At 41.4% G+C, this 18,910-nt stretch carries 18 protein-coding genes and 2 pseudogenes; 11 read left to right on the top strand and 9 right to left on the bottom strand.

The features are described from left to right. The first annotated feature begins 647 nt into the window (after nucleotides 1–647). Both ACTWPX_RS19455 and ACTWPX_RS19460 read left to right on the top strand, forming a co-directional pair. Nucleotides 648–2,021, top strand: coding sequence for a hypothetical protein (locus ACTWPX_RS19455; RefSeq protein ID WP_443121146.1), 1,374 nt, complete (start codon nucleotides 648–650; stop codon nucleotides 2,019–2,021). A 252-nt stretch (nucleotides 2,022–2,273) separates the two neighbouring features. Further along, nucleotides 2,274–3,383, top strand: a complete 1,110-nt coding sequence (locus ACTWPX_RS19460; protein WP_443121147.1) for an endonuclease — start codon at nucleotides 2,274–2,276, stop codon at nucleotides 3,381–3,383. A 255-nt stretch (nucleotides 3,384–3,638) separates the two neighbouring features. Here ACTWPX_RS19460 and ACTWPX_RS19465 read toward each other — a convergent pair whose 3' ends face one another. The 4 genes from ACTWPX_RS19465 to gndA all read right to left on the bottom strand — a co-directional run bounded on the left by ACTWPX_RS19465 (nucleotide 3,639) and on the right by gndA (nucleotide 7,992). Beyond that, complete coding sequence (locus tag ACTWPX_RS19465) at nucleotides 3,639–4,589, bottom strand: sugar kinase (protein ID WP_443121148.1); 951 nt, start codon at nucleotides 4,587–4,589, stop codon at nucleotides 3,639–3,641. Nucleotides 4,590–4,607: 18 nt separating this feature from the next. Then, entirely contained in the window at nucleotides 4,608–5,318 is a 711-nt protein-coding gene (gene rpiA, locus ACTWPX_RS19470) for a ribose 5-phosphate isomerase A (protein WP_443121149.1), read from the bottom strand. A gap of 34 nt (nucleotides 5,319–5,352) precedes the next feature. Continuing rightward, nucleotides 5,353–6,327: a C-terminal binding protein gene (locus tag ACTWPX_RS19475; protein WP_443121150.1), complete on the bottom strand. Its 975-nt coding sequence runs from the start codon at nucleotides 6,325–6,327 to the stop codon at nucleotides 5,353–5,355. Nucleotides 6,328–6,573: 246 nt separating this feature from the next. After that, nucleotides 6,574–7,992, bottom strand: a complete 1,419-nt coding sequence (gene gndA, locus ACTWPX_RS19480) for an NADP-dependent phosphogluconate dehydrogenase (protein WP_443121151.1) — start codon at nucleotides 7,990–7,992, stop codon at nucleotides 6,574–6,576. A 367-nt stretch (nucleotides 7,993–8,359) separates the two neighbouring features. Between gndA and ACTWPX_RS19485 the strand changes: the two genes are divergently transcribed. From ACTWPX_RS19485 to ACTWPX_RS19500, 4 genes and pseudogenes are all read left to right on the top strand, one after another. After that, nucleotides 8,360–8,677 (top strand): PadR family transcriptional regulator, encoded by a 318-nt coding sequence (locus ACTWPX_RS19485; protein WP_128523368.1) that lies wholly within the window; start codon nucleotides 8,360–8,362, stop codon nucleotides 8,675–8,677. A gap of 19 nt (nucleotides 8,678–8,696) precedes the next feature. Further along, nucleotides 8,697–9,035, top strand: coding sequence for a DUF1048 domain-containing protein (locus ACTWPX_RS19490; protein ID WP_443121152.1), 339 nt, complete (start codon nucleotides 8,697–8,699; stop codon nucleotides 9,033–9,035). Nucleotides 9,036–9,442: 407 nt separating this feature from the next. Then, nucleotides 9,443–10,204, top strand: coding sequence for an ABC transporter ATP-binding protein (locus ACTWPX_RS19495; RefSeq protein WP_443121153.1), 762 nt, complete (start codon nucleotides 9,443–9,445; stop codon nucleotides 10,202–10,204). Beyond that, nucleotides 10,205–10,950 (top strand): annotated as a pseudogene (locus ACTWPX_RS19500) (ABC transporter permease). Between the two features lie 177 nt (nucleotides 10,951–11,127). Here the strand turns inward: ACTWPX_RS19500 and ACTWPX_RS19505 are convergent. Then, nucleotides 11,128–11,745: a TetR/AcrR family transcriptional regulator gene (locus ACTWPX_RS19505; RefSeq protein ID WP_443121154.1), complete on the bottom strand. Its 618-nt coding sequence runs from the start codon at nucleotides 11,743–11,745 to the stop codon at nucleotides 11,128–11,130. 205 nt (nucleotides 11,746–11,950) lie between these two features. Here ACTWPX_RS19505 and ACTWPX_RS19510 point away from each other — a divergent pair, with 205 nt between their 5' ends. From ACTWPX_RS19510 to ACTWPX_RS19530, 5 genes are all read left to right on the top strand, one after another. Beyond that, nucleotides 11,951–12,682 (top strand): ABC transporter ATP-binding protein, encoded by a 732-nt coding sequence (locus ACTWPX_RS19510; protein WP_443121155.1) that lies wholly within the window; start codon nucleotides 11,951–11,953, stop codon nucleotides 12,680–12,682. Then, nucleotides 12,679–13,707 (top strand): ABC transporter permease, encoded by a 1,029-nt coding sequence (locus tag ACTWPX_RS19515; protein ID WP_443121156.1) that lies wholly within the window; start codon nucleotides 12,679–12,681, stop codon nucleotides 13,705–13,707. The genes ACTWPX_RS19510 and ACTWPX_RS19515 overlap by 4 nt, the downstream gene beginning before the upstream one ends. A 42-nt stretch (nucleotides 13,708–13,749) precedes the next feature. Beyond that, a complete protein-coding gene (locus tag ACTWPX_RS19520) occupies nucleotides 13,750–14,451 on the top strand; it encodes a hypothetical protein (RefSeq protein ID WP_443121157.1) in 702 nt (233 codons plus the stop codon). Between the two features lie 79 nt (nucleotides 14,452–14,530). Then, nucleotides 14,531–15,136, top strand: a complete 606-nt coding sequence (locus ACTWPX_RS19525) for a hypothetical protein (RefSeq protein WP_443121158.1) — start codon at nucleotides 14,531–14,533, stop codon at nucleotides 15,134–15,136. A gap of 187 nt (nucleotides 15,137–15,323) precedes the next feature. Continuing rightward, the gene (locus tag ACTWPX_RS19530; protein ID WP_443121159.1) at nucleotides 15,324–16,409 is read left to right on the top strand and encodes an NAD(P)H-dependent flavin oxidoreductase; all 1,086 of its coding nucleotides are present in this window, start codon (nucleotides 15,324–15,326) and stop codon (nucleotides 16,407–16,409) included. A 212-nt stretch (nucleotides 16,410–16,621) separates the two neighbouring features. Here ACTWPX_RS19530 and ACTWPX_RS19535 read toward each other — a convergent pair whose 3' ends face one another. The 4 genes and pseudogenes from ACTWPX_RS19535 to ACTWPX_RS19550 form a co-directional block, all read right to left on the bottom strand. Beyond that, complete coding sequence (locus tag ACTWPX_RS19535) at nucleotides 16,622–16,765, bottom strand: hypothetical protein (protein ID WP_443121160.1); 144 nt, start codon at nucleotides 16,763–16,765, stop codon at nucleotides 16,622–16,624. Between the two features lie 33 nt (nucleotides 16,766–16,798). Beyond that, the gene (locus tag ACTWPX_RS19540) at nucleotides 16,799–17,068 is read right to left on the bottom strand and encodes a hypothetical protein (RefSeq protein WP_443121161.1); all 270 of its coding nucleotides are present in this window, start codon (nucleotides 17,066–17,068) and stop codon (nucleotides 16,799–16,801) included. An 80-nt stretch (nucleotides 17,069–17,148) separates the two neighbouring features. After that, nucleotides 17,149–17,463 (bottom strand): M14 family zinc carboxypeptidase, encoded by a 315-nt coding sequence (locus ACTWPX_RS19545; RefSeq protein ID WP_443121162.1) that lies wholly within the window; start codon nucleotides 17,461–17,463, stop codon nucleotides 17,149–17,151. 454 nt (nucleotides 17,464–17,917) lie between these two features. Beyond that, nucleotides 17,918–18,754 (bottom strand): annotated as a pseudogene (locus ACTWPX_RS19550) (hypothetical protein); the annotation flags it as partial. Nucleotides 18,755–18,910: the final 156 nt, after the last annotated feature.

The raw sequence follows: 18,910 nt of genomic DNA on the forward strand, positions 1-18,910 counted from the left end.
CAAGTGGATCTTCGGCTCGCGCTGTTCCCGCAGGCGTCACCACCGACCGCTCATCGTGGAATCAACAGTGGCCCATCTGAAAAGAGTGATTTTCTTTAATTTATAAAAGAAAATCGCTATCATCCGTTTTTTCCAGAAGGAGTGCTGCGCAAGCATTCCCCGCACCCCTTGCTTATATGTTTTTCTCGAAATTCGTTCAGAAAAATGCTGGCATAGTTGAGTGAGACTCAAACATCTTAAGTTAATTACAGGGTTTCCTCCATGAATGCTCCCCTTGAGATGTAGTTTCGAGAGTCTTCCGAAACATATGGCAGGAAAGCGAGCCGTTTCCCAGCCAACCATAACCTCATACAAAGCCTCGAAATTGAGTCTTACCCAATCGGGAGCTTATATCAAAAAATCAACATCGAATTTTAACAGTGGCAGGGTAGAAAGAGTGATCACTTTGGTGGAGGGGAATGCTCTTCCTATCTCAATGAACATTCTGCCCGGTAAATACAGCATCGAATCCACACGAATTTCTTGAAATATATGGCTTTTGCAGATAGGATAATAACATTGGACGAACACCAATAGAAATAGACGGACTTATCTATCTGGCAAAAGATTCGATATCTTCCGTTCACCTATGGAATAGGAGGATGCCCATGCGAAACTTTCGATTTGCTGAGCACTTATACATATTTTACACGTTTGTCTTCATATTGAACGTCATTCATGTTTTCTGGACGAATGCTATTCTTTATTCGGTCATCGGTTATCTTGGAATTGTCATGATTGTCATGAACTTTCCCAGAGCTGATCGTGTTTTTAAAATTCTTGGAATCGTTCTCTTAACAGCAGGATTATTTTTCTTTTTCTCAAGCGATGTAACGATTGGAGAGGTCCCGACTTTCTTTGCTGGTAATATTGGAATGCTGTTTCTTTTGTCGATGCTTCCCTGGATGAATAGCGTTGTGAAAGCAGGGCGGTATAACAAGCTCCTCCATTCTCTGCTTGGAGGCAATAACAAAGGGATGAATGGCCTTTACGTTCGTAGTGAAGCAACCATGATTTCACTGGCAGCGTTCCTTAATCTTTCCTCTGCAACGATATCTCAAGACTTATTGAAAGATCAATTGAAAAATGTGAAAACGAAGGTGAGGAACAGCTTCATTACAATGGCGACACTGCGAGGCTATTCACTTGCTTTACTTTGGAGTCCTTTGGAAATCCTCCTTGCGACTTCGATCTTCATTACTGGGGCCAATTATTTAGAGGTGCTGCCATGGATGTTTTTAGTTGCCATCCTCGGGTTCGTAATGGACGCAAGTATCGGGAAAATGCTTTACCGTAAATATAATATGGAAGAAAAAACTACAGAAGGAACGAAACCAGTGCAAGGTAAAAAGAAACTGGTTTCATTCATCACAGCCCTTGTCCTATTTTTATTAGTCGTTGTATTTTTAGGGAATGTCATGAATTTCAATTTCCTTTTTTCCGTGACTATTGCCATTTTCCCTTTTGCTTTTACTTGGTCAATCCTTATGAAACGGCGAAGAAGCTTTCTGAAAATCGGTTGGCCGACTTGGAAAAAGCAGACCAACCATTTAAGTAACTTCATCGTTTTATTGCTGGCATTATCGTTTCTGACGGAAACGCTGAATGCATCGCCCTATTTGAAATTTCTGCAAGAACCTCTAGTTGCATTGGAAGGGGACCCTATCCTGATCATGCTCTTCATACAAGCGGCATTTTTGGTGATGACCCTGATAGGTGTGCACCCATTGGCGACTATGGGAATTTTCGGAGGGGTCAGCGAACTACTGATGGGGGCTCTGCCTTCAGTAACATTGACGATTCTTTTGGCAAGTTGCGCAATTGCCACAATTCCATCAGCTCCATATGGTTTGGTTGTGACCCTGACATCCGTTTCCTTGAGGATGAACCCTTATCAAATCGTTATGAAAAACCTGCCTCACAGTATCTTGCTGGGTTTTCTGGGAGTGCTTGTGTCGTTGCTGACTTTACTCGTTTATTAATCTGCTGTCCATCAAAGCTCAGAGTGTAAAAACTCTGAGCTTTTTTAATGTGAAAATTTCGTCAGGGGGAAATTGAATTTATTGTTCTTGTTTTCATAGTGTGGAGAGAATGAACGAGTACCTTGGCATGAGTATTTGTTAAATTATTTTTTGATTGTAAATTTTGTTCATTTTAGGAGGGAACTATGAAAATTCATCGAAAGTCTAAAGTGAAGGTGTGCATGCTGTATTCATAAAAGGGGGCATTTATTAATGAAGAAAATGATAATATTGATGGTTAGCTTCATTTTCATCGTAACCATCCCTGTCCAGGGAGCTACCGGGCTTTCTGTCCAAGAAGCGATGAACGAGCCGAACGGTACTGATGTCACGCTCGAAGGTTACATTGTCGGTGTTCCAACAGCCGTCGATCATGTGCAGCAAAGTGATTTTACGAGTAACTATGCTCTGGCTCTGGCAGATGATCAAGAGGAAACACAGGTCGATGATATGATTTTCGTGAAGCTGGATTCTGAGTATAGAAGTGAATATGGACTTGCGGACAACCCGGACAATAAGGGGGAGCTCGTTCAAGTTGATGGGACAAGAGATCCGTATTTCAGTCATGAGGGAGTCGAGAATGTTAGCTCGATGACATGGGAGGATGATGGTGACAGTGATTGTGGAGACGGAGATGCATCGACTGACGGTTACTATGATAGTGCTGACGGACTTTCTGGGAGTGAACTAAAACAAACCCTGCATAACCTGATTGACGACCATACGGAATTATCTTACAGCCAGGTGTGGGACGCCTTAAGGAATACCGATGAAGATCCCGGCAACTCCAACAATGTCATTCTCCTGTATTCCGGGAACTCTCTTTCGAAATATGAAAACGGCGGGTATGTAGATGAATGGAACAGGGAACATGTCTGGGCGAAATCGCACGGAGATTTCGGGACTTCGCGTGGGCCGGGGACCGATATACATCATCTTCGACCAACAGATGTTTCGGTAAACTCAGCACGCGGGAACTTGGATTTTGATGATGGAGGAGCTCCTTTTTCTGAAGCACCAGGGACGTATTATGACTCAGATTCCTGGGAACCACGCGACGATGTTAAAGGGGACGTTGCACGCATGGTGTTTTACATGGCGGTTCGCTATGAAGGAGATTCCGGTGAACTTGATTTGGAAGTGGCTGATTACGCAGGAACAAACGGACCGAACTTAGGGAAGTTAGACACATTAAAAGAATGGCACGAAAACGACCCTGTGGATGCTTTTGAACGGAACCGTAATGACATTATATTCAACGATTATCAAGGCAACCGTAACCCGTTCATAGATCATCCAGAATATGTGGAACAAATTTGGTGACAAAATGTGCGTAGGAAAATAAGGAAAGAGGATGGGATAAAAGAATTTTTCCACTAGAAAACCCGAACAAAAAAATCGTTCGGGTTTTCTTAATGAAGCAAAAAATATATACACCGCTCTGGTAACATTTGATCCATTCTACTCTATTGTTCTACTTTTCCTGTGGCAGTTATCTTTTTGTCCCATAATGCCTTTTAAATACCTATGTCTTTTCCCCTTAAGCGTGAACAGAGGGGAGGTGACTAGTATATGAAATTAGCGATCAACGTGTTCCCTTTCACCTAAATCTATTAAAACATCCTCCAAGAAAGGAAGTCCTTCATTATCACCTTGCACACCTACTACTTTGGACCCGATAATGTTCGCGAAACCCAGGGTTCTCTCGAGCGTCCACCCATTGATAATTCCATAAAGAATGCCAGCATTAAAGCCGTCGCCTGCTCCAATGGTATCTACGACCTCTCGAGGCGGGATCGGGGGAGATACGACAGTTCTTCCGTTATGGTATCCAATAGAACCTTCTGCGCCTTTTTTGATCGCAACATAGGAAATCCCAAACTCGACGGATTTGGCCACGATTTCCTTTGTATCCTTGGTCCCCAGAATGATCTCCAGCTCCTCGTCACCGGCAAGTAATAGATCTACATCTGGTAACAGCTCGGACAAGTACTTACGGGCATCTTCTTTCGACCATAATTTCAATCGGATATTCGGGTCGAAAGAGATTTGAACATCATGCTTCTTAGCTAAAGCTATGGCCTTTTTAATGATGGGTAAATTATGGTTCACATCGACACCAGGCAGTAAGCCGGTGATATGCAATATTTTGGTGTTTTTGAAATAAGATTCATTTAAATCATCTGGAGTCATAGACAGGAAAGGGGAAGGTGTCCGGTAATAAGTGGTATTGATTCGATCCCCCCGGAATTCTTTGAAGTTCAGCGAAGTAGGGTAATTCTCTGTAAATGTAACTTCTGATACATCAACGCCTTCGCCTCGAGCGAAATTGTGGATGAAATGGCCGAATTCATCTTTACCCAATGAACTGATCCATCCTGATTTAAGGCCTAACCGTGCGCAGCCAATAGCTGTATTAAGTTCAGCACCACCGACTTTTTTTACAAAGGATTGGACAAATCTCATCGGTCCTTGGGTGGTGGGATTGAAGGAAACCATAGCGTCTCCAATGGTAATCACGTCCCGCATTTATAGACCTCCTATATTTTAAGGTTTCTCTAAGTATTGAACCTGGTTGTCCATTCCCAGAATCACTCGATCAGTTAAATCTATAAACAAACCGGTTTCCACGACACCCACCAATTGAATCAGTTTCTCGTGAAGGACAGCTGGTTCAGGGATTCCTTCGAATTGACAGTCCAATATATAATTTCCATTATCGGAGATGAAAGGCTGGCTATTTTTCTTTCTCAATCGAATTTTCCCGCCCAGATTGGAAATTCTCTTTGCGGTCACTTCCCAGCCAAAGGGAAGGACTTCGATAGGGAGGGGAGTTTTACCCAACTGGGTTACACGCTTTGTGGAATCAGCGATGATGATCACCTGTCTTGCGGAGGCGTTGACGATTTTTTCCCGGACAAGAGAGCCGCCTCCACCTTTTATCAGGTGGAGGTTGGCATCTATTTCATCTGCCCCATCAATCGCGAGATCCAGTTCTTGTACGTCATGATAGTGAGTCAAAGGGATGCCGAGTTCTTCAGCCCATTGTTCAGTCCGTTTCGAGGACGGGATCCCTCTTATGTTTAACCCCTGCTTCACTTTTTCACTAAGCTTCTTCAGGGCCCAGTAAACGGTTGATCCAGAACCCAAGCCAAGAGTCATTCCATCCTCGATATATTCGACAACTTTTTCCCCGGCAGCTTTTTTACCCCGATCACTAGCTGTAGTCAACTGTTCATAATCATTCTGTTCAGACATTAAACTCACCTAACTTTCAATAGATACAAGTGGATCATGCACGGATGGCGTCTTTATTGACGAGATACGGAGGAACCTTCCCTGATAATACATCAGCAACATTTTGAGCCGTTTTCTGCTTTAGTTCCAACTCGGATTCTTCTGAATAGTAAGCGGAATGTGGGTTGAGGATCACATTTGGCATCTCCAATAAAGGATTGTCTTCGGAAATCGGTTCCGTTTCTAGAACATCAAGGCCGGCACCAGCGATTTCATTCGCTTGAAGAGCACGGATTAATGCGGATTCGTCGATGACACCGCCGCGGGAAGTGTTAATGATATAGGCGCTCTTCTTCATCCATTTAAATTGATCGTCACTGATCATACCCTGTGTGTGCTTATTAAGAGGAGGGTGGACGGACAGGTAATCGGCTTCCTTGCACAATGTTTCAAGGTCTACTAGTTTCACCCCTGTATTTTCAGCAGTTTCTGTTGAAACAAAAGGATCATAGGCAAGGACTTCTAAACCAAAAGCTTTAGCTTTCATCGCAAGTGTCTGTGGAATGTTTCCTAATCCGACTAACCCAAGTTTCTGGCCGTTTAAACGATAGATCGGTTTGGCTATTTTGGAGTCCCATGTTCCATTTTTGACGGATTCATTCAACTGGACGATTTTCCTTGCGCAGGCCATGAGTAGGGCAAAGGCATGGTTGGAAACTTCGTCAAGGCAATAATCGGTAACATTACTGACCATAATTCCTTTTTCGGTAGCTGCTTGTACATCAATGGTGTCGAATCCGACGCCGTATCTAGCGATAACTTTACATTTGTCTAAACGCTCAATTACATTTTTTGTTATTGGAGCATATTGACAAATGATACCGTCTACTCCTTGAGCCGCTTCTATGACATCTTCCTCCGTACGACACTGGGCGGAAATCATTTCGGCATCAGCCGTTTCCAGAACCTTTTTTTCAGGCTCTAAAGTGCTGTATGTATAATCAGCGACCAATACTTTGAATTTACTCATTGTCATCTCTCCTTATTAAGTGGGAACTTTTAAGTATACATAGCTTTGGGAAAAATCGTCGTTATTAGAAAAGAGGTCATCGAGTCTCTCTTCTACGTAGATTGGCTAAGCCTCTTTTCATGATCTCAATGCGAGTTCACAGAAAAGGGACTTAGCCTTTATTCTACAGCAGCCATCAGTTGAAACGACTTCATATTAACTATATTAACATTTTTACCAACAAGCACATAAGGATGGCAATTTACCTTATTGCTGCCATTCGGTGTGGAAGCTGCCTTCTTTGTCCAAACGCTGGTACGTGTGTGCACCAAAATAATCACGTTGGGCTTGTAATAGGTTGGCAGGAAGTTTCTCGCTCCTGTAACTGTCATAATAAGCTAAAGCACTGGAAAGAGCAGGAACAGGTATGCCGTTAGAGATTGCAAGAGATACTACTTTGCGAAGAGAAGCATGATAGTTATTTGCAATGTCCTTAAAGTATGGGTCTAACAATAGATTGTTAAGGTCTTTCTTTTGATCGTAGGCTTCTTTGATTTTTTGTAAAAATTGAGCACGGATGATACAGCCACCACGGAAAATCATTGCAATATTTCCACGGTTCAGATTCCATTCATATTCATTTGAAGCGATTCCCATCTGGGCGAACCCTTGCGCATATGAACAAATCTTACTGAAGTATAAAGCCTTGCGCAGCTCCTCGACAATTTCTTCTTTTGGTAATTCATCGGAAGATTGTTGTGGCCCAGAGAGGGACTTGCTTGCTTCAACACGCTCTTCCTTCAATGCAGAAATGAATCGCGCATAAACGGATTCTGTGATGATGGATTGAGGTACACCCAATTCAAGTGCGCTTTGGCTCACCCATTTTCCAGTCCCTTTTTGACCAGCAGTGTCCAGGATGTTGTCTAATAGAAGAGTTCCTTTATTGACATCGTCTTCCTTTTTGAAAATATCAGCAGTAATTTCAATCAGATAACTATCCAATTCCCCTTGGTTCCACTTAGAAAATACATCATGAAGTTCTTCGCCGTTCATCTTCAACACATTTTTCATGATGAAATAAATTTCCGAAATCAGCTGCATATCTCCATATTCAATACCATTATGCACCATCTTGACATAATGCCCGGAACCGTCTGGACCCGTATAAGTGGCACAAGGCTTATCATCCACCTTGGCAGATATCGCGTTTAATAGAGGTTCGACATGCTCATAAGCTTGTTTGGAACCTCCGGCCATAATGGAAGGACCATTCAATGCGCCTTCCTCACCACCAGAAATACCTGATCCGATGAATTCGATACCAGCTTCTTTCATTCTTTCATAGCGCGCAATGGACTCTTTGTAGAATGTATTACCCCCATCAATTACAATATCCCCTTTATCTAAATGGGGAAGGAGGGAATCGATGGTAGCGTCGGTTGGTTTACCCGCTTTAACCATAAGCAGGATCGTTCTAGGCTTCTCCAAGGAAGCTACAAAGTCACCAATGTCCTTATGGCCAAGAAAGTTTTTCCCTTTCGCTTCGTTTTCCAAAAATGTTTGTGTTTTTTCATAAGTACGATTGAAAACGGATACAAAATACCCATTATTCTCAATGTTTCGGGCCAGGTTTTTTCCCATTACGGTCAAACCTACAACGCCCACATTTGCTGTGGATGGCATATGCATAAACTCCTTTATAAATGAAAGATTTTTATATTTCTTCTTATAGGCAAGTATACATGAAAAAAATTTCTTGTAAATATACTGGAAGAGAAAAATATTTTCATGAGATGGTTGGAAGTCTGCTCTCTTGCACATATAATTCTTGTGAAAACACAGGGTAAATTGAAACTTTCAGCATCTTGGAATCAAGTTTCAGTCGTTCAATATCGACAATCGTTTTATAACCGAAAAAATGTTTTGCATTGACAAAAGATACTATTATGTAATACTATATAGTAGTAGTAAGTAATACTTAATATCGGTAACACAGAATACCTGTCATACACGGATTGGAATAATACAGCAAAATACTAGGGAGGTAAACATGGGAAACTTCAGAGAAATGATGAAAGGGGTGCTTGAGGGATGTGTGCTTGAGATCATCAACCGGGGTGAAACTTACGGCTATGAAATCACCCAACAGCTGCGAGAACTTGGCTTCACTGATGTCGTCGAAGGAACAGTTTATACTATTACCTTGCGGCTTGAGAAGAACAATCTGGTTGATATTGAGAAAAAGCCATCCAATATGGGGCCTCCGAGGAAATTTTATACCCTCAATGCAGCAGGTAAAGAGCATCTGCAAATATTTTGGCAAAAATGGGATTTTGTCTCGAGTAAAATTAATGAACTGAAAAACTAATAGGCAAAGGAGAAATGTTATGAGTATTTTTGAAAAAATTATCGGAAGTCTTGATGACAAGCGGGAATGGAAGGCAATGGAGGCACGCGCGAAAAAACTTCCAAGTGAGTATTATAATGCTTATAAAGCTATTCAAAAGTATATGTGGACCACTGGCGGCTCCTCTGACTGGAAGGGCATGAGCCGTATCTTCAACGGAATTCTCGACCTTTTCGAGGAAGGCGCAGCGGAGAATAGGAAAGTGACTGAGCTTACGGGGGAGGATGTGGCAGCTTTCTGTGATGAGCTATTGAAGGACGAGGAAACTTGGAGAGATAAGTATCGCACGAAGTTGAACGATTCGATCGGTCGTGAGTAACTCCCGAATTCCAAGGGATTTGACTGGTATCCTCACTAAGTTAATATTGTTCCAGTTTCGCACTAATAAATTGTCAATTCCACAAAGTAGTGGGAAGAATTGAAAGGTAATATGACAAAACAATGAAATAAATATTTAAAAATAACACCGACTGAATAGCTGGTTATGAATGATCATGGCGACCTTCACTATTCAGTTCTATTTTTGCTCTAGTAGTAAGTTATACAGAATACAAGTATTACTTATTAGTGGAGCGTTGGCAAGTTAACTCTGTAAGCCGCTCGACCGGAAAATTACACTGTTTTGTGTCTGAAGGGGAGCTATATGTCAGCTTATCTGACAAAAACAAAGTTCCCTGTTTTCCGGATACGGGGGGCTTGCTGCACATTTTAAAAGGAGGAAAAATTATGAGCAATGCAGCGATTTCTGTGGAAGGATTGACCAAATCCTTTCAAGATCAGGAAGTGTTAAAAGGGGTTGACTTTAAGGTGCAGGGTGGTGAAATTTTTGCACTGCTGGGCTCAAATGGTTCGGGCAAGACGACGATCGTCAACATCCTTTCGACACTAATGAAGCAAGATGGCGGTGTAGTGGGAATTTGCGGTTTTGATCTCCAGAATCAACCGGATCATGTTCGCCAAAGTATCAGCTTGACAGGGCAGTTCGCAGCTTTAGACGGCATTCTCACAGGACGTGAAAATTTAATGTTGATCGCCAAGTTGCGGGGAGTTTCTAATCCAGCTCAAGTAACCGAAAATCTGCTAGCAAGATTCAGTTTGTGCGATGCAGCCAACCGTCGCGCTGACAAGTACTCAGGAGGGATGAAGCGGCGACTGGACATCGCTATGAGTCTGGTCGGGTCGCCAGCAGTCATTTTTCTCGATGAACCGACCACAGGGCTTGATCCTGAAGCGCGAATGGAAGTCTGGGATACTATAAAGGAGCTTTCTGATGGGGGAACGACTATTTTGCTGACGACCCAGTACCTGGAAGAAGCCGAACAACTTGCGGACCGCATCGGTATCCTGCATGGTGGAAAAATCATTAAAACAGGCACCCTTACCGAACTCAGAGAGATGTTCCCGCCAGCTAAAGCAGAGTACATCGAGAAGCAGCCGACACTGGAAGAAATCTTCCTGGCGATTGTCGGGAAAAAGGAGGAAATGTAAATGGAAAGTAAAACTGGGGTATTACTGGGACGTTTGATGCGGACCATCATGCGCAGCCCGGATACGATCATCACGGTGGCGATTACGCCGATTATGATGCTCCTCCTTTTTGTCTACGTATTTGGTGGTGCCATAGAATCAGGATCGGACAACTACGTCAATTACTTATTGCCGGGAATCTTACTGATGGCTATCGCATCCGGCGTCGCTTACACTTCCCTGCGGCTGTTTACGGATATAAAGAGCGGGCTTATGGCACGTTTTATCACAATGCCAAGCGTTCGTCTGTATTATGGGCACATGTTTTGACCTCACTTGTTTCCAATGCGCTTACTGTCACTGTAGTTATCCTTGTCGCACTCTTAATGGGATTCAGATCCAGCGCTGAGATCCTGGATTGGCTTATGGTAGCCGGTATACTGGGACTGTTTACGCTGGCATTGACTTGGCTGGCGGTCATCCCCGGGTTAACAGCGAGGTCTATGGAAGGGGCGACAGCCTACTCGTACCCGCTGATATTCCTGCCTTTTATCAGTTCGGCTTTTGTCCCCACCGAAACGATGCCTGAGATTGTCCGTGCGTTCGCTGAGAACCAGCCTGTGACGTCAATCGTAAATACGATTCGAGCCCTCTTGTATGAAGGGTCTGTTGGCGATGGTATCTGGACAGCGCTTGCGTGGTGCTTCGGCATCATGGTCATCGCTTACTTCTTCGCCAGTAAAGAATTTAAACGCCAGTCTGGGTGAGTCCAGGGACGAACTATGGATTACATTTCAATTGGAATGTAATCCATAGTATTTGGATGGAAGAAATTTCAAATCAGCAAGGGCAGTGACTTTTGTTTATTGAACTAAGAGGAAGATTAGTTAATAAGCAATATAAAAAGAAATAGTACCATATAATTAAGCACTATCCCTTCCAGTTTATCTTTTTAATCCTGCCGCAAAGAAAGGACCATTTATACTCATTGTGATAATGATTTCAGCTATCTCTTGGGGAGACTCCTCTCTATTATTATTCAACCATTGCTGGATAACACCTAGATGAGCTGAACCAATATAAGAAACTAAATATTCAGGCGGAACTAAAAGGTTTTTCTCAATCAAAGGTGGGGTTTTATTACTTTCGAATAGGGTTTTTAACATGAATTCTTTCAGTTTAGTTTGAAATGATAAATCACTTATTGGATCCAATAGAGCTTTCATAAGCCCTTTATTTTGATTTATATATTCCAAAAATGGGACGAGAATGGAAAGGGGAGTTGTGTTCGAGTCATTCGTTTCTAGGTCATCGATCAGACTCGGAACGTTTTTTACTATCTTATCAGACATTTCATCCATCACTTCTTCTTCACATTTGGCCACTAAATCATACTTATCCTGATAATGGCTATAAAAAGTTCCGCGATTGATTTTTGCCCTTGTTGTAATGTCTTTAACGGTAACGGCATCAAAACCTTTTTCTTCTATTAGTTCTACCAATGCATTCTTGATCGCTTCTACTGTACGAATAACTCGTAAATCAGAACTTTTATCACCCATTCAATTTCCTCCTCCAACTTTCTTCAACACAATCAAATAAGGTGTTGGATAACCAACAGATCCTTTGTTTCTGATTATTGTTTAGTATGTAATCCAATATTATAATATGAAGTGAAATAAACAACAAGTTGTTGATTATTTTCATCGAATTATGAAGGAATTTAAATGACTGTTTTAATGATTATGGTTACGGAGGAGGAGCAATATGGGGGTGCAAGTCTCTAACGTCAGTAAAAGTTTCAATCAGAAAGAAATCATAAAAGATATCTCGTTTACGATTCCTACCGGAGAAATATGTGGTTTGCTTGGTCCATCCGGGTCGGGAAAAACAACTATGATCCGCCTTATGATCGGCGCAATTGCAGCGGACCAAGGAACCATTCAAATTGCGGATGTTGAAATGCCGAATATGGACATGCTGAAAAAAGTCGGATTTATGCCACAGAATGACGCATTGTATGAGGATTTATCTGCAGAAGCTAATTTGCGCTTTTTCGGAGGGCTCTATCATTTTGATAGACATCAATTGGAAAAGCGTATTGATGAAGTGCTTTCATTAGTTGATTTAAGCGAGCATCGAAAGAAATTGGTCAAGAATTTCTCTGGTGGGATGAAAAAGCGGCTTTCGCTTGCAGCTGCCATTTTCCATCATCCTGAAGTATTATTCTTAGATGAACCCACAGTAGGAATCGACCCCGTATTACGTCGTACGGTTTGGGACCAGTTTCAAGCAATAAAGGAAACAGGCACAACAATCATTGTTTCCACACATGTGATGGATGAAGTGACAGAGTGCGATAAAGCGGCCCTCATATATGAAGGGTCCTTGATTCAATACGACTCCGTGAATAAGCTGCTTGAAAAAACAGATAACGGACGTGTAGAAGAACTGTTTTTCATTGCTTCAAGAGAAAGGGAAGGCGGTGCTGGTCAATGATAAATTTAGCAAAACGTGTGATCCGCCAAACGCTCAATGACAAACGAAGTGTAATGATGATTTTAGTTGCGCCGCTATTGATTTTGACATTGGTTTATTTATTGTTGGGTGATTCAAGTTATGTGCCGACTATAGGAATGGATAAGAATACAATGCCAGCACCCGCTGTAACAGCTCTAGAAGAACAGGAATTAAAAGTGGTAGAAATCTCAAACGAAGATACCGATGATGCAAAAAGCTATTTGAAAGATCATCAAGATGTCGACGCTGTTATCAACTTATCAAAAAGTTCGGGGATGGATATTACATTGTATGAGCCCTCAAAAAAAGGCACGATAGCAGTTTCTGAAATCCAAAAAGCGATGTCTACTTTAAACCCTTCAGCAAAAGTAACTATGAACTATGTTTATGGAAAACAAGATGAGTCAACATTCGACTCCCTTGGATATGTGTTTCTTGCCTTGTTCTCATTTTTCTTAGTATTCATTATTTCAGGAATGGCCCTTGTGAGAGAGCGAAGTGGCGGGACATTGGAAAGATTGTTGATGACGCCGATTAAACGCGGTGAAGTCATTCTGGGCTACACCCTAGGGTACAGTGTGTTTGCTGTCATCCAAGCTATCCTCATTGTCTTTTATTCCATTTATATCCTGGGACTGAATTCTGTAGGAAATATCGGCTGGGTATTACTCATTATGGTTTTATTAGCTGTGACAGCCGTTTCATTTGGTGCCATGATTTCTATCTTTGCTAGTTCGGAACTGCAAGTGGTACAAATGATCCCCTTTACCATCATTCCACAGGTGTTTTTTTCCGGGTTGATTCCATTGGACTTGATTCCATATCATCTTGGGAACCTTTGTTACATTATGCCGATTTATTATGGAGCAGCAGCGATCAAAGGTGTCATGGTTTATGGAGATGGTTTTCTTCAGATTTGGGGTTACCTTCTCGGATTAATTACTTATGCTCTCTTATTGTACTTACTGAACACTCTAGCATTGAAAAAGTTCAGAAAGCTTTGATTGTTATGTGCCTGCCCTCAAAGATAAAAGCTGATCTGACAAATGTCTTTATCATCAGTGAAAATATTGAAACGTTTCATAAGTCTGTTCGTAAATATGAATAGACACAATAATCAGGAGGTCATTTCCATATTAAAAATAGTATTGAAAGCGTCCTTATTAGCGTTTGCTTTATTATTAGCTGCAGGCTGTTCGGATTTGGAGTCTTCATCTACTGGATCCGGGGAAAAGGAAACACCGCCGGATGCCTCTCAAGAGAGTGAAGACAGCCTCAATGTTTCCGAGGAAAAGAAGAGCAGCGATAGTTCCAGTCCTAAAGAGAGCATGGAAGGGGAGGAAACCGTCCGCACCTATCTGGAGTATGAATTTACAGGACCAGGGAAAGCACTTAGACAAGCTCTGGATGAATCCCACACTGAACTTTTCACATATGTGGAGAGGCAGTATAAGCCTCTTTTTCCGGAGGACAACTATGAAAAATTTGTTAATGAAAACTATGTGATGAACTGGATGCCCTTTGCCTACGAAGCCGGTTACGAATTAGAACCAGTCGATATTCAAATAGATAAAGTCGAGGATATCGAAAATGATGCGTACCAATTCGAAATTGAAGTAGAGTACAGCAAAGATGAGGAAATCGAGACAGCAAACGTCTCAGGGCGGATCAATACGAACGATCAAGGCAAGATTTCTGTGATACGTATCCAGGATGATGGGTTAAATGAAAAACTCAGGAATCACTGATGTCCTTTTAAAACCCCATTCTCTATGAAAAGGAGGGTTTCAACAACTTTTGATTTTACTCCAAAGAAGGGAGGTCTATATGCAATTAAGGTCTATGCTATTAGGTAAAGTTTTAATGAAGTTTCTTTGGGTAGATATCGGATTAACTGCACTTCTTATGATAAATATAATCTTTGCAAGGTTTGGGGAATCTGGAGAAACTTTTTTAACATATGATCTAACTGTTTCTATTTTAATAAATTTAAATGTAGTTATCTATCACGTAATCTATCTCTTTTGGTTATTTAAAATACATATTGATTTACAAGAATTGGATGATACATATCCCATTACACCTGGTGGCGCTTTAGCCCGTGTATTAATTCCACTTTACAATTTATATGGGTTATGGAATATATATTCCACGATGGCGAACCACTTTAAAAAGATATCTTATTTAAATGAACTTGGTATGAAGCTCGCTATTTATATTCCATTTTATTACACTCTTCATTTGGTGATGAGAGGTGTGAATTCTTTCATTTTGAGAAAATCTGCAGAAGAGTCTTTCAGCAATTTGTGGTTTATATCATACATAGGAGACGTTGCGTTAGTCGTTATGTATATCCTGATTATTAAAGCAGTATCAACTGGTTTATTCGGTTTGTCAGAGCATCTTGATTCAAATTATGATGACGAGACTTGACCGTACTACGCTAATGAATGAGTTCAGCGGAGGCAAGCCCTGATATTAACCAATTTTCAATCTTGAATCTACTTAAATGATAGAAAGAGTTACCTATTGGGAGAGAAATTATCTCGAATTTCAATCAAAAAAGGGTATAGGTTAAGATGATTTCCATTTATATACGTTTGCGAAGGGAGTAGATAACATGTGGAGTCATAGTCGATTACTTGAGCTGTTGAATATCGAGCATCCAATTATACAAGCTGGAATGGCAGGAGGAGTAACCACTCCAGAACTCGTTACTGCTGTTTCTAATGCAGGGGGTCTCGGCACTTTAGGTGCAGGGTATATGGCACCGGGGGCTATAAGAGAGAGCATTCAAAAGATCAAGCGCTTAACCCCGAGTCCTTTTGGTGTTAATGTGTTCGTTCCTGAATTTCCTCAAGCTACAGAGAATGAAATAAGAAGAGTGAACGAGTTACTGGAACCTTTTCGAAATGAACTCGGAATAAAGGATGAATCAAAACCGCAAGTCGACGAATCCCTTTTCGAAAATCAGATCATGGTAATTAAAGAACAAAAGGTCCCTGTATGCAGTTTCACCTTTGGGATACCGGACCAGAATATCATCCAGGACCTTAAAAATGAAGGAATCGTTCTGATAGGAACTGCCACCACTGTAGAGGAAGCGGTTCTCAATGAACAATCCGGAATGGATGTAGTTGTCGCGCAGGGAAGTGAAGCCGGCGGTCATCGCGGAACATTTTCCGGCACTTACAGTAAGTCCATGATAGGCACGATGTCACTTATTCCTCAAGTAGCAGATCAAGTAAGTATCCCCGTGATCGCTGCAGGTGGAATTATGGACGGAAGAGGGGTGCGGGCTTCCATGATACTTGGTGCTGAAGGTGCTCAATTAGGTACAGCATTTGTCACTTGTAAAGAAAGCGGAGCCAAACAACAGCATAAAGAAGCCATTTTACATACGAAAGAGACAGAAACGGTTATGACTACTTCCTTTAGTGGTAAACCAGCCAGAGGAATTCGGAACGACTTCATAGAAAAAATGAAAGGCCATGGACACGAAATTTTACAATATCCATTGCAAAACTCTATGACTAAGGGGATTCGAAAGGAAGCTGCCATACAGGATCGACCTGAATTCATGTCACTATGGTCCGGACAGAGCCCAAGGTTGAGTCAAAATAAACCTGCAGCTGAAATCATCCAATCAATCATTTTACAATCCGAAAGGAGAAATGGGAAGGTGATCAACAGAAAAAAACCCTGATACAAGATTTCAAGATAATCTATTGTTAAAGTAGCATCAAGCTTATATAAGCAAGAGAAAGAAGAAAGAAGAAAAAAGCGTACAGGGTCGCTTTTGGATTTTATTAGGATAAATAGGCAGTCTTTTCCCACTATTTGAATGGGAGGAGGCTGTTTACTTTTGTAAAAAGGCGTAATCCGAAAGTTCAGGATTACGACTAATCATGGTCATTATTATGGACGCTCCTCCTGAACAGGCAAGTCATCCCAAAAAGAAACCTCTTTCCCATTAATCGTTCCGTCTGCAATTGCTCTTGCTGTCGCATCCATGGCGATAACTGCCTGCTTCGTCAGGTAACCATTACTTTTTTGGCTCAATACTTCGGAGGCGTTGGCGTTATCGGCAGTGCCTCACATTTCAAGTAACAGGGTAGAAATATCGTAATCATGGGCTAGCCCGTAAACACTGAGACCGTTTTCGTAAACGGAGCCTTTTCCTGCATAGTTAGCCAGGTGCCCCCAGCCTTTCGGTTCGATGGCATCATAGACAACAACACCTAACTGTTTTGAACCTTGCAATACCTCGGGGGCTGTATGGTCAGGGTGTGATGGGAAAATATCGCCAGAAACATATTTTCCGTCTTTTACCCATTGGGCTCCTTGATGGTGGAGGTCGATCATGTAATCTATATCATATTTTTCTAATACATTGTTATAAAGTGCCTGTGTTTCTGGCTGTGTTTTCGCATCATGGTCACGATTTATCCCCCCGCCGTCAGGCGTGTCAGAGGTCGATCCCCACTTGCTGAGTAATCTTCTAACTCGTAATTTACATCTCCCATGGCCCCGTCAGCATTATACATCGGGATGATCAGGATATTCACATCATCTAAGAGACCTTTTGTCTTCCCCGTGCCAAGTTGTTTAATGAAATCCAAAGAACCTTCCGTTGTCAATGCTTCATCACCATGCTGCTGAGTGAGATATAGGATAGTCGGGTTGTCTGGGTTTTGCATATATTTCGCCAGACGCATATCCCGTCCTTTGCCGGTTTCGCCAATGACCTCCGATTTCATATTAGTCTGCTTTTTTTCTTGTGTCTCAAGGAAATCAATCATCTCGCTGTATGTATGGAGGATGGAGGTGTTGATCGTCTCATGTCCTTGATAGACCGGGCCGTACCTGCTGCTTGCACGAAAGAAATGTCAGTAAAAACTAGCTTATAGCCAAGTCAGTTCAAGGATAAAGATGTACATATAGAGTCTGATGCTGTTTTTTAATATAGTAAGTAGAATTACCTCACTAGCCTAATCTGGTCGAAGTATATCATCCTGGAAATATATTGGAAAGGAACATGGTATTATTCTCGACTCGCTTTTAACTTTGAGCCGATTACCATTTAGAAATCTATTATAAATAAATGGGGCGATGAAACATCATTAGTTACAAGCAGTATTAGAGGGTGGTTCATTAATTAACGAACCTTTAGTTCAAAAAGAAAAAATGGCGTATCGAAAACGCCATTTTTTCTTATGGATTCACTCTATTCCGTTGTCCATTATCAATAATACGATTGGCTGAAACAGAAGGAATATTGAGGGTAGTATCCATACTGTCAGAGGTTAGTTCGACTATAGGGTTATTGTGCGGAATTGAAGGTACATCCCAAACCATTCCATCAATATAGTTGAATTGTCCACTAACCTTGAGAATTCTTGTGGTAAGAGAGGTAGGCTGAATTTGGAGGTTTTTGAATTGATTCCCACTGATTTCATTGGGGATTGTAGAGCTGCTAGTCATAATTACCATTTCAATACAATCATCCAGTGACAAGTCGATAAAACGGTTTGCATTGATCCAAGCATACCCAGTAGAAGGGCGATTGGCAACCAATTTCAAGCCTATTTTCAACCCGGCAATTTTTATATTATCAAAATGGACGAATGAAATTTCATGGCCCGAACCGCCTGAATATAATGATAAGCCGGTACCCTTGTGACTACTATGCCAGTTGACAATGTTGATATCTTTTATTTGTGTTCGATGCCACGTATTGTAATATTTGTACTTCCCATTTAAGTAGATGACCTCTGAATCAAATGCTGGATCATTGATGGCAATATAGGCCCCTTCCAGAGAGGCATTTTTTTGCACTTCCAATACTCTGAAGTTACCCTCGATAATAAACTGAGTTCCATAATTGAACAGTAATTTGACGCCTTGCTTAATAACAATTGGAGATGTAATTATATAATTTTTATTTCCCAAAATAACGGTCTTCCCTTTATTATTTCCAGCAAAGTCTATAGCGGCCTGAATTTTAAGAGAGTCATTCGCACCGCTGTAGTCTTCTACATATATGTCTTCTTTCATCATTTGTGCCTACTTTCCTATTTTTAGCATAACTCTTTTATAAATAAACCGAAAGAGATGGGAAATTTAGGACATAACCCCACTGTATTTCAAGTTTAAATTGTAAAGGAAATGTTATGTACTATCTTATTCTAGTAAAATAATATGGTG

Source organism: Halobacillus sp. H74 (genome assembly GCF_052246715.1).
Classification (GTDB): Bacteria; Bacillota; Bacilli; order Bacillales; family Halobacillaceae; genus Halobacillus; species Halobacillus litoralis_A.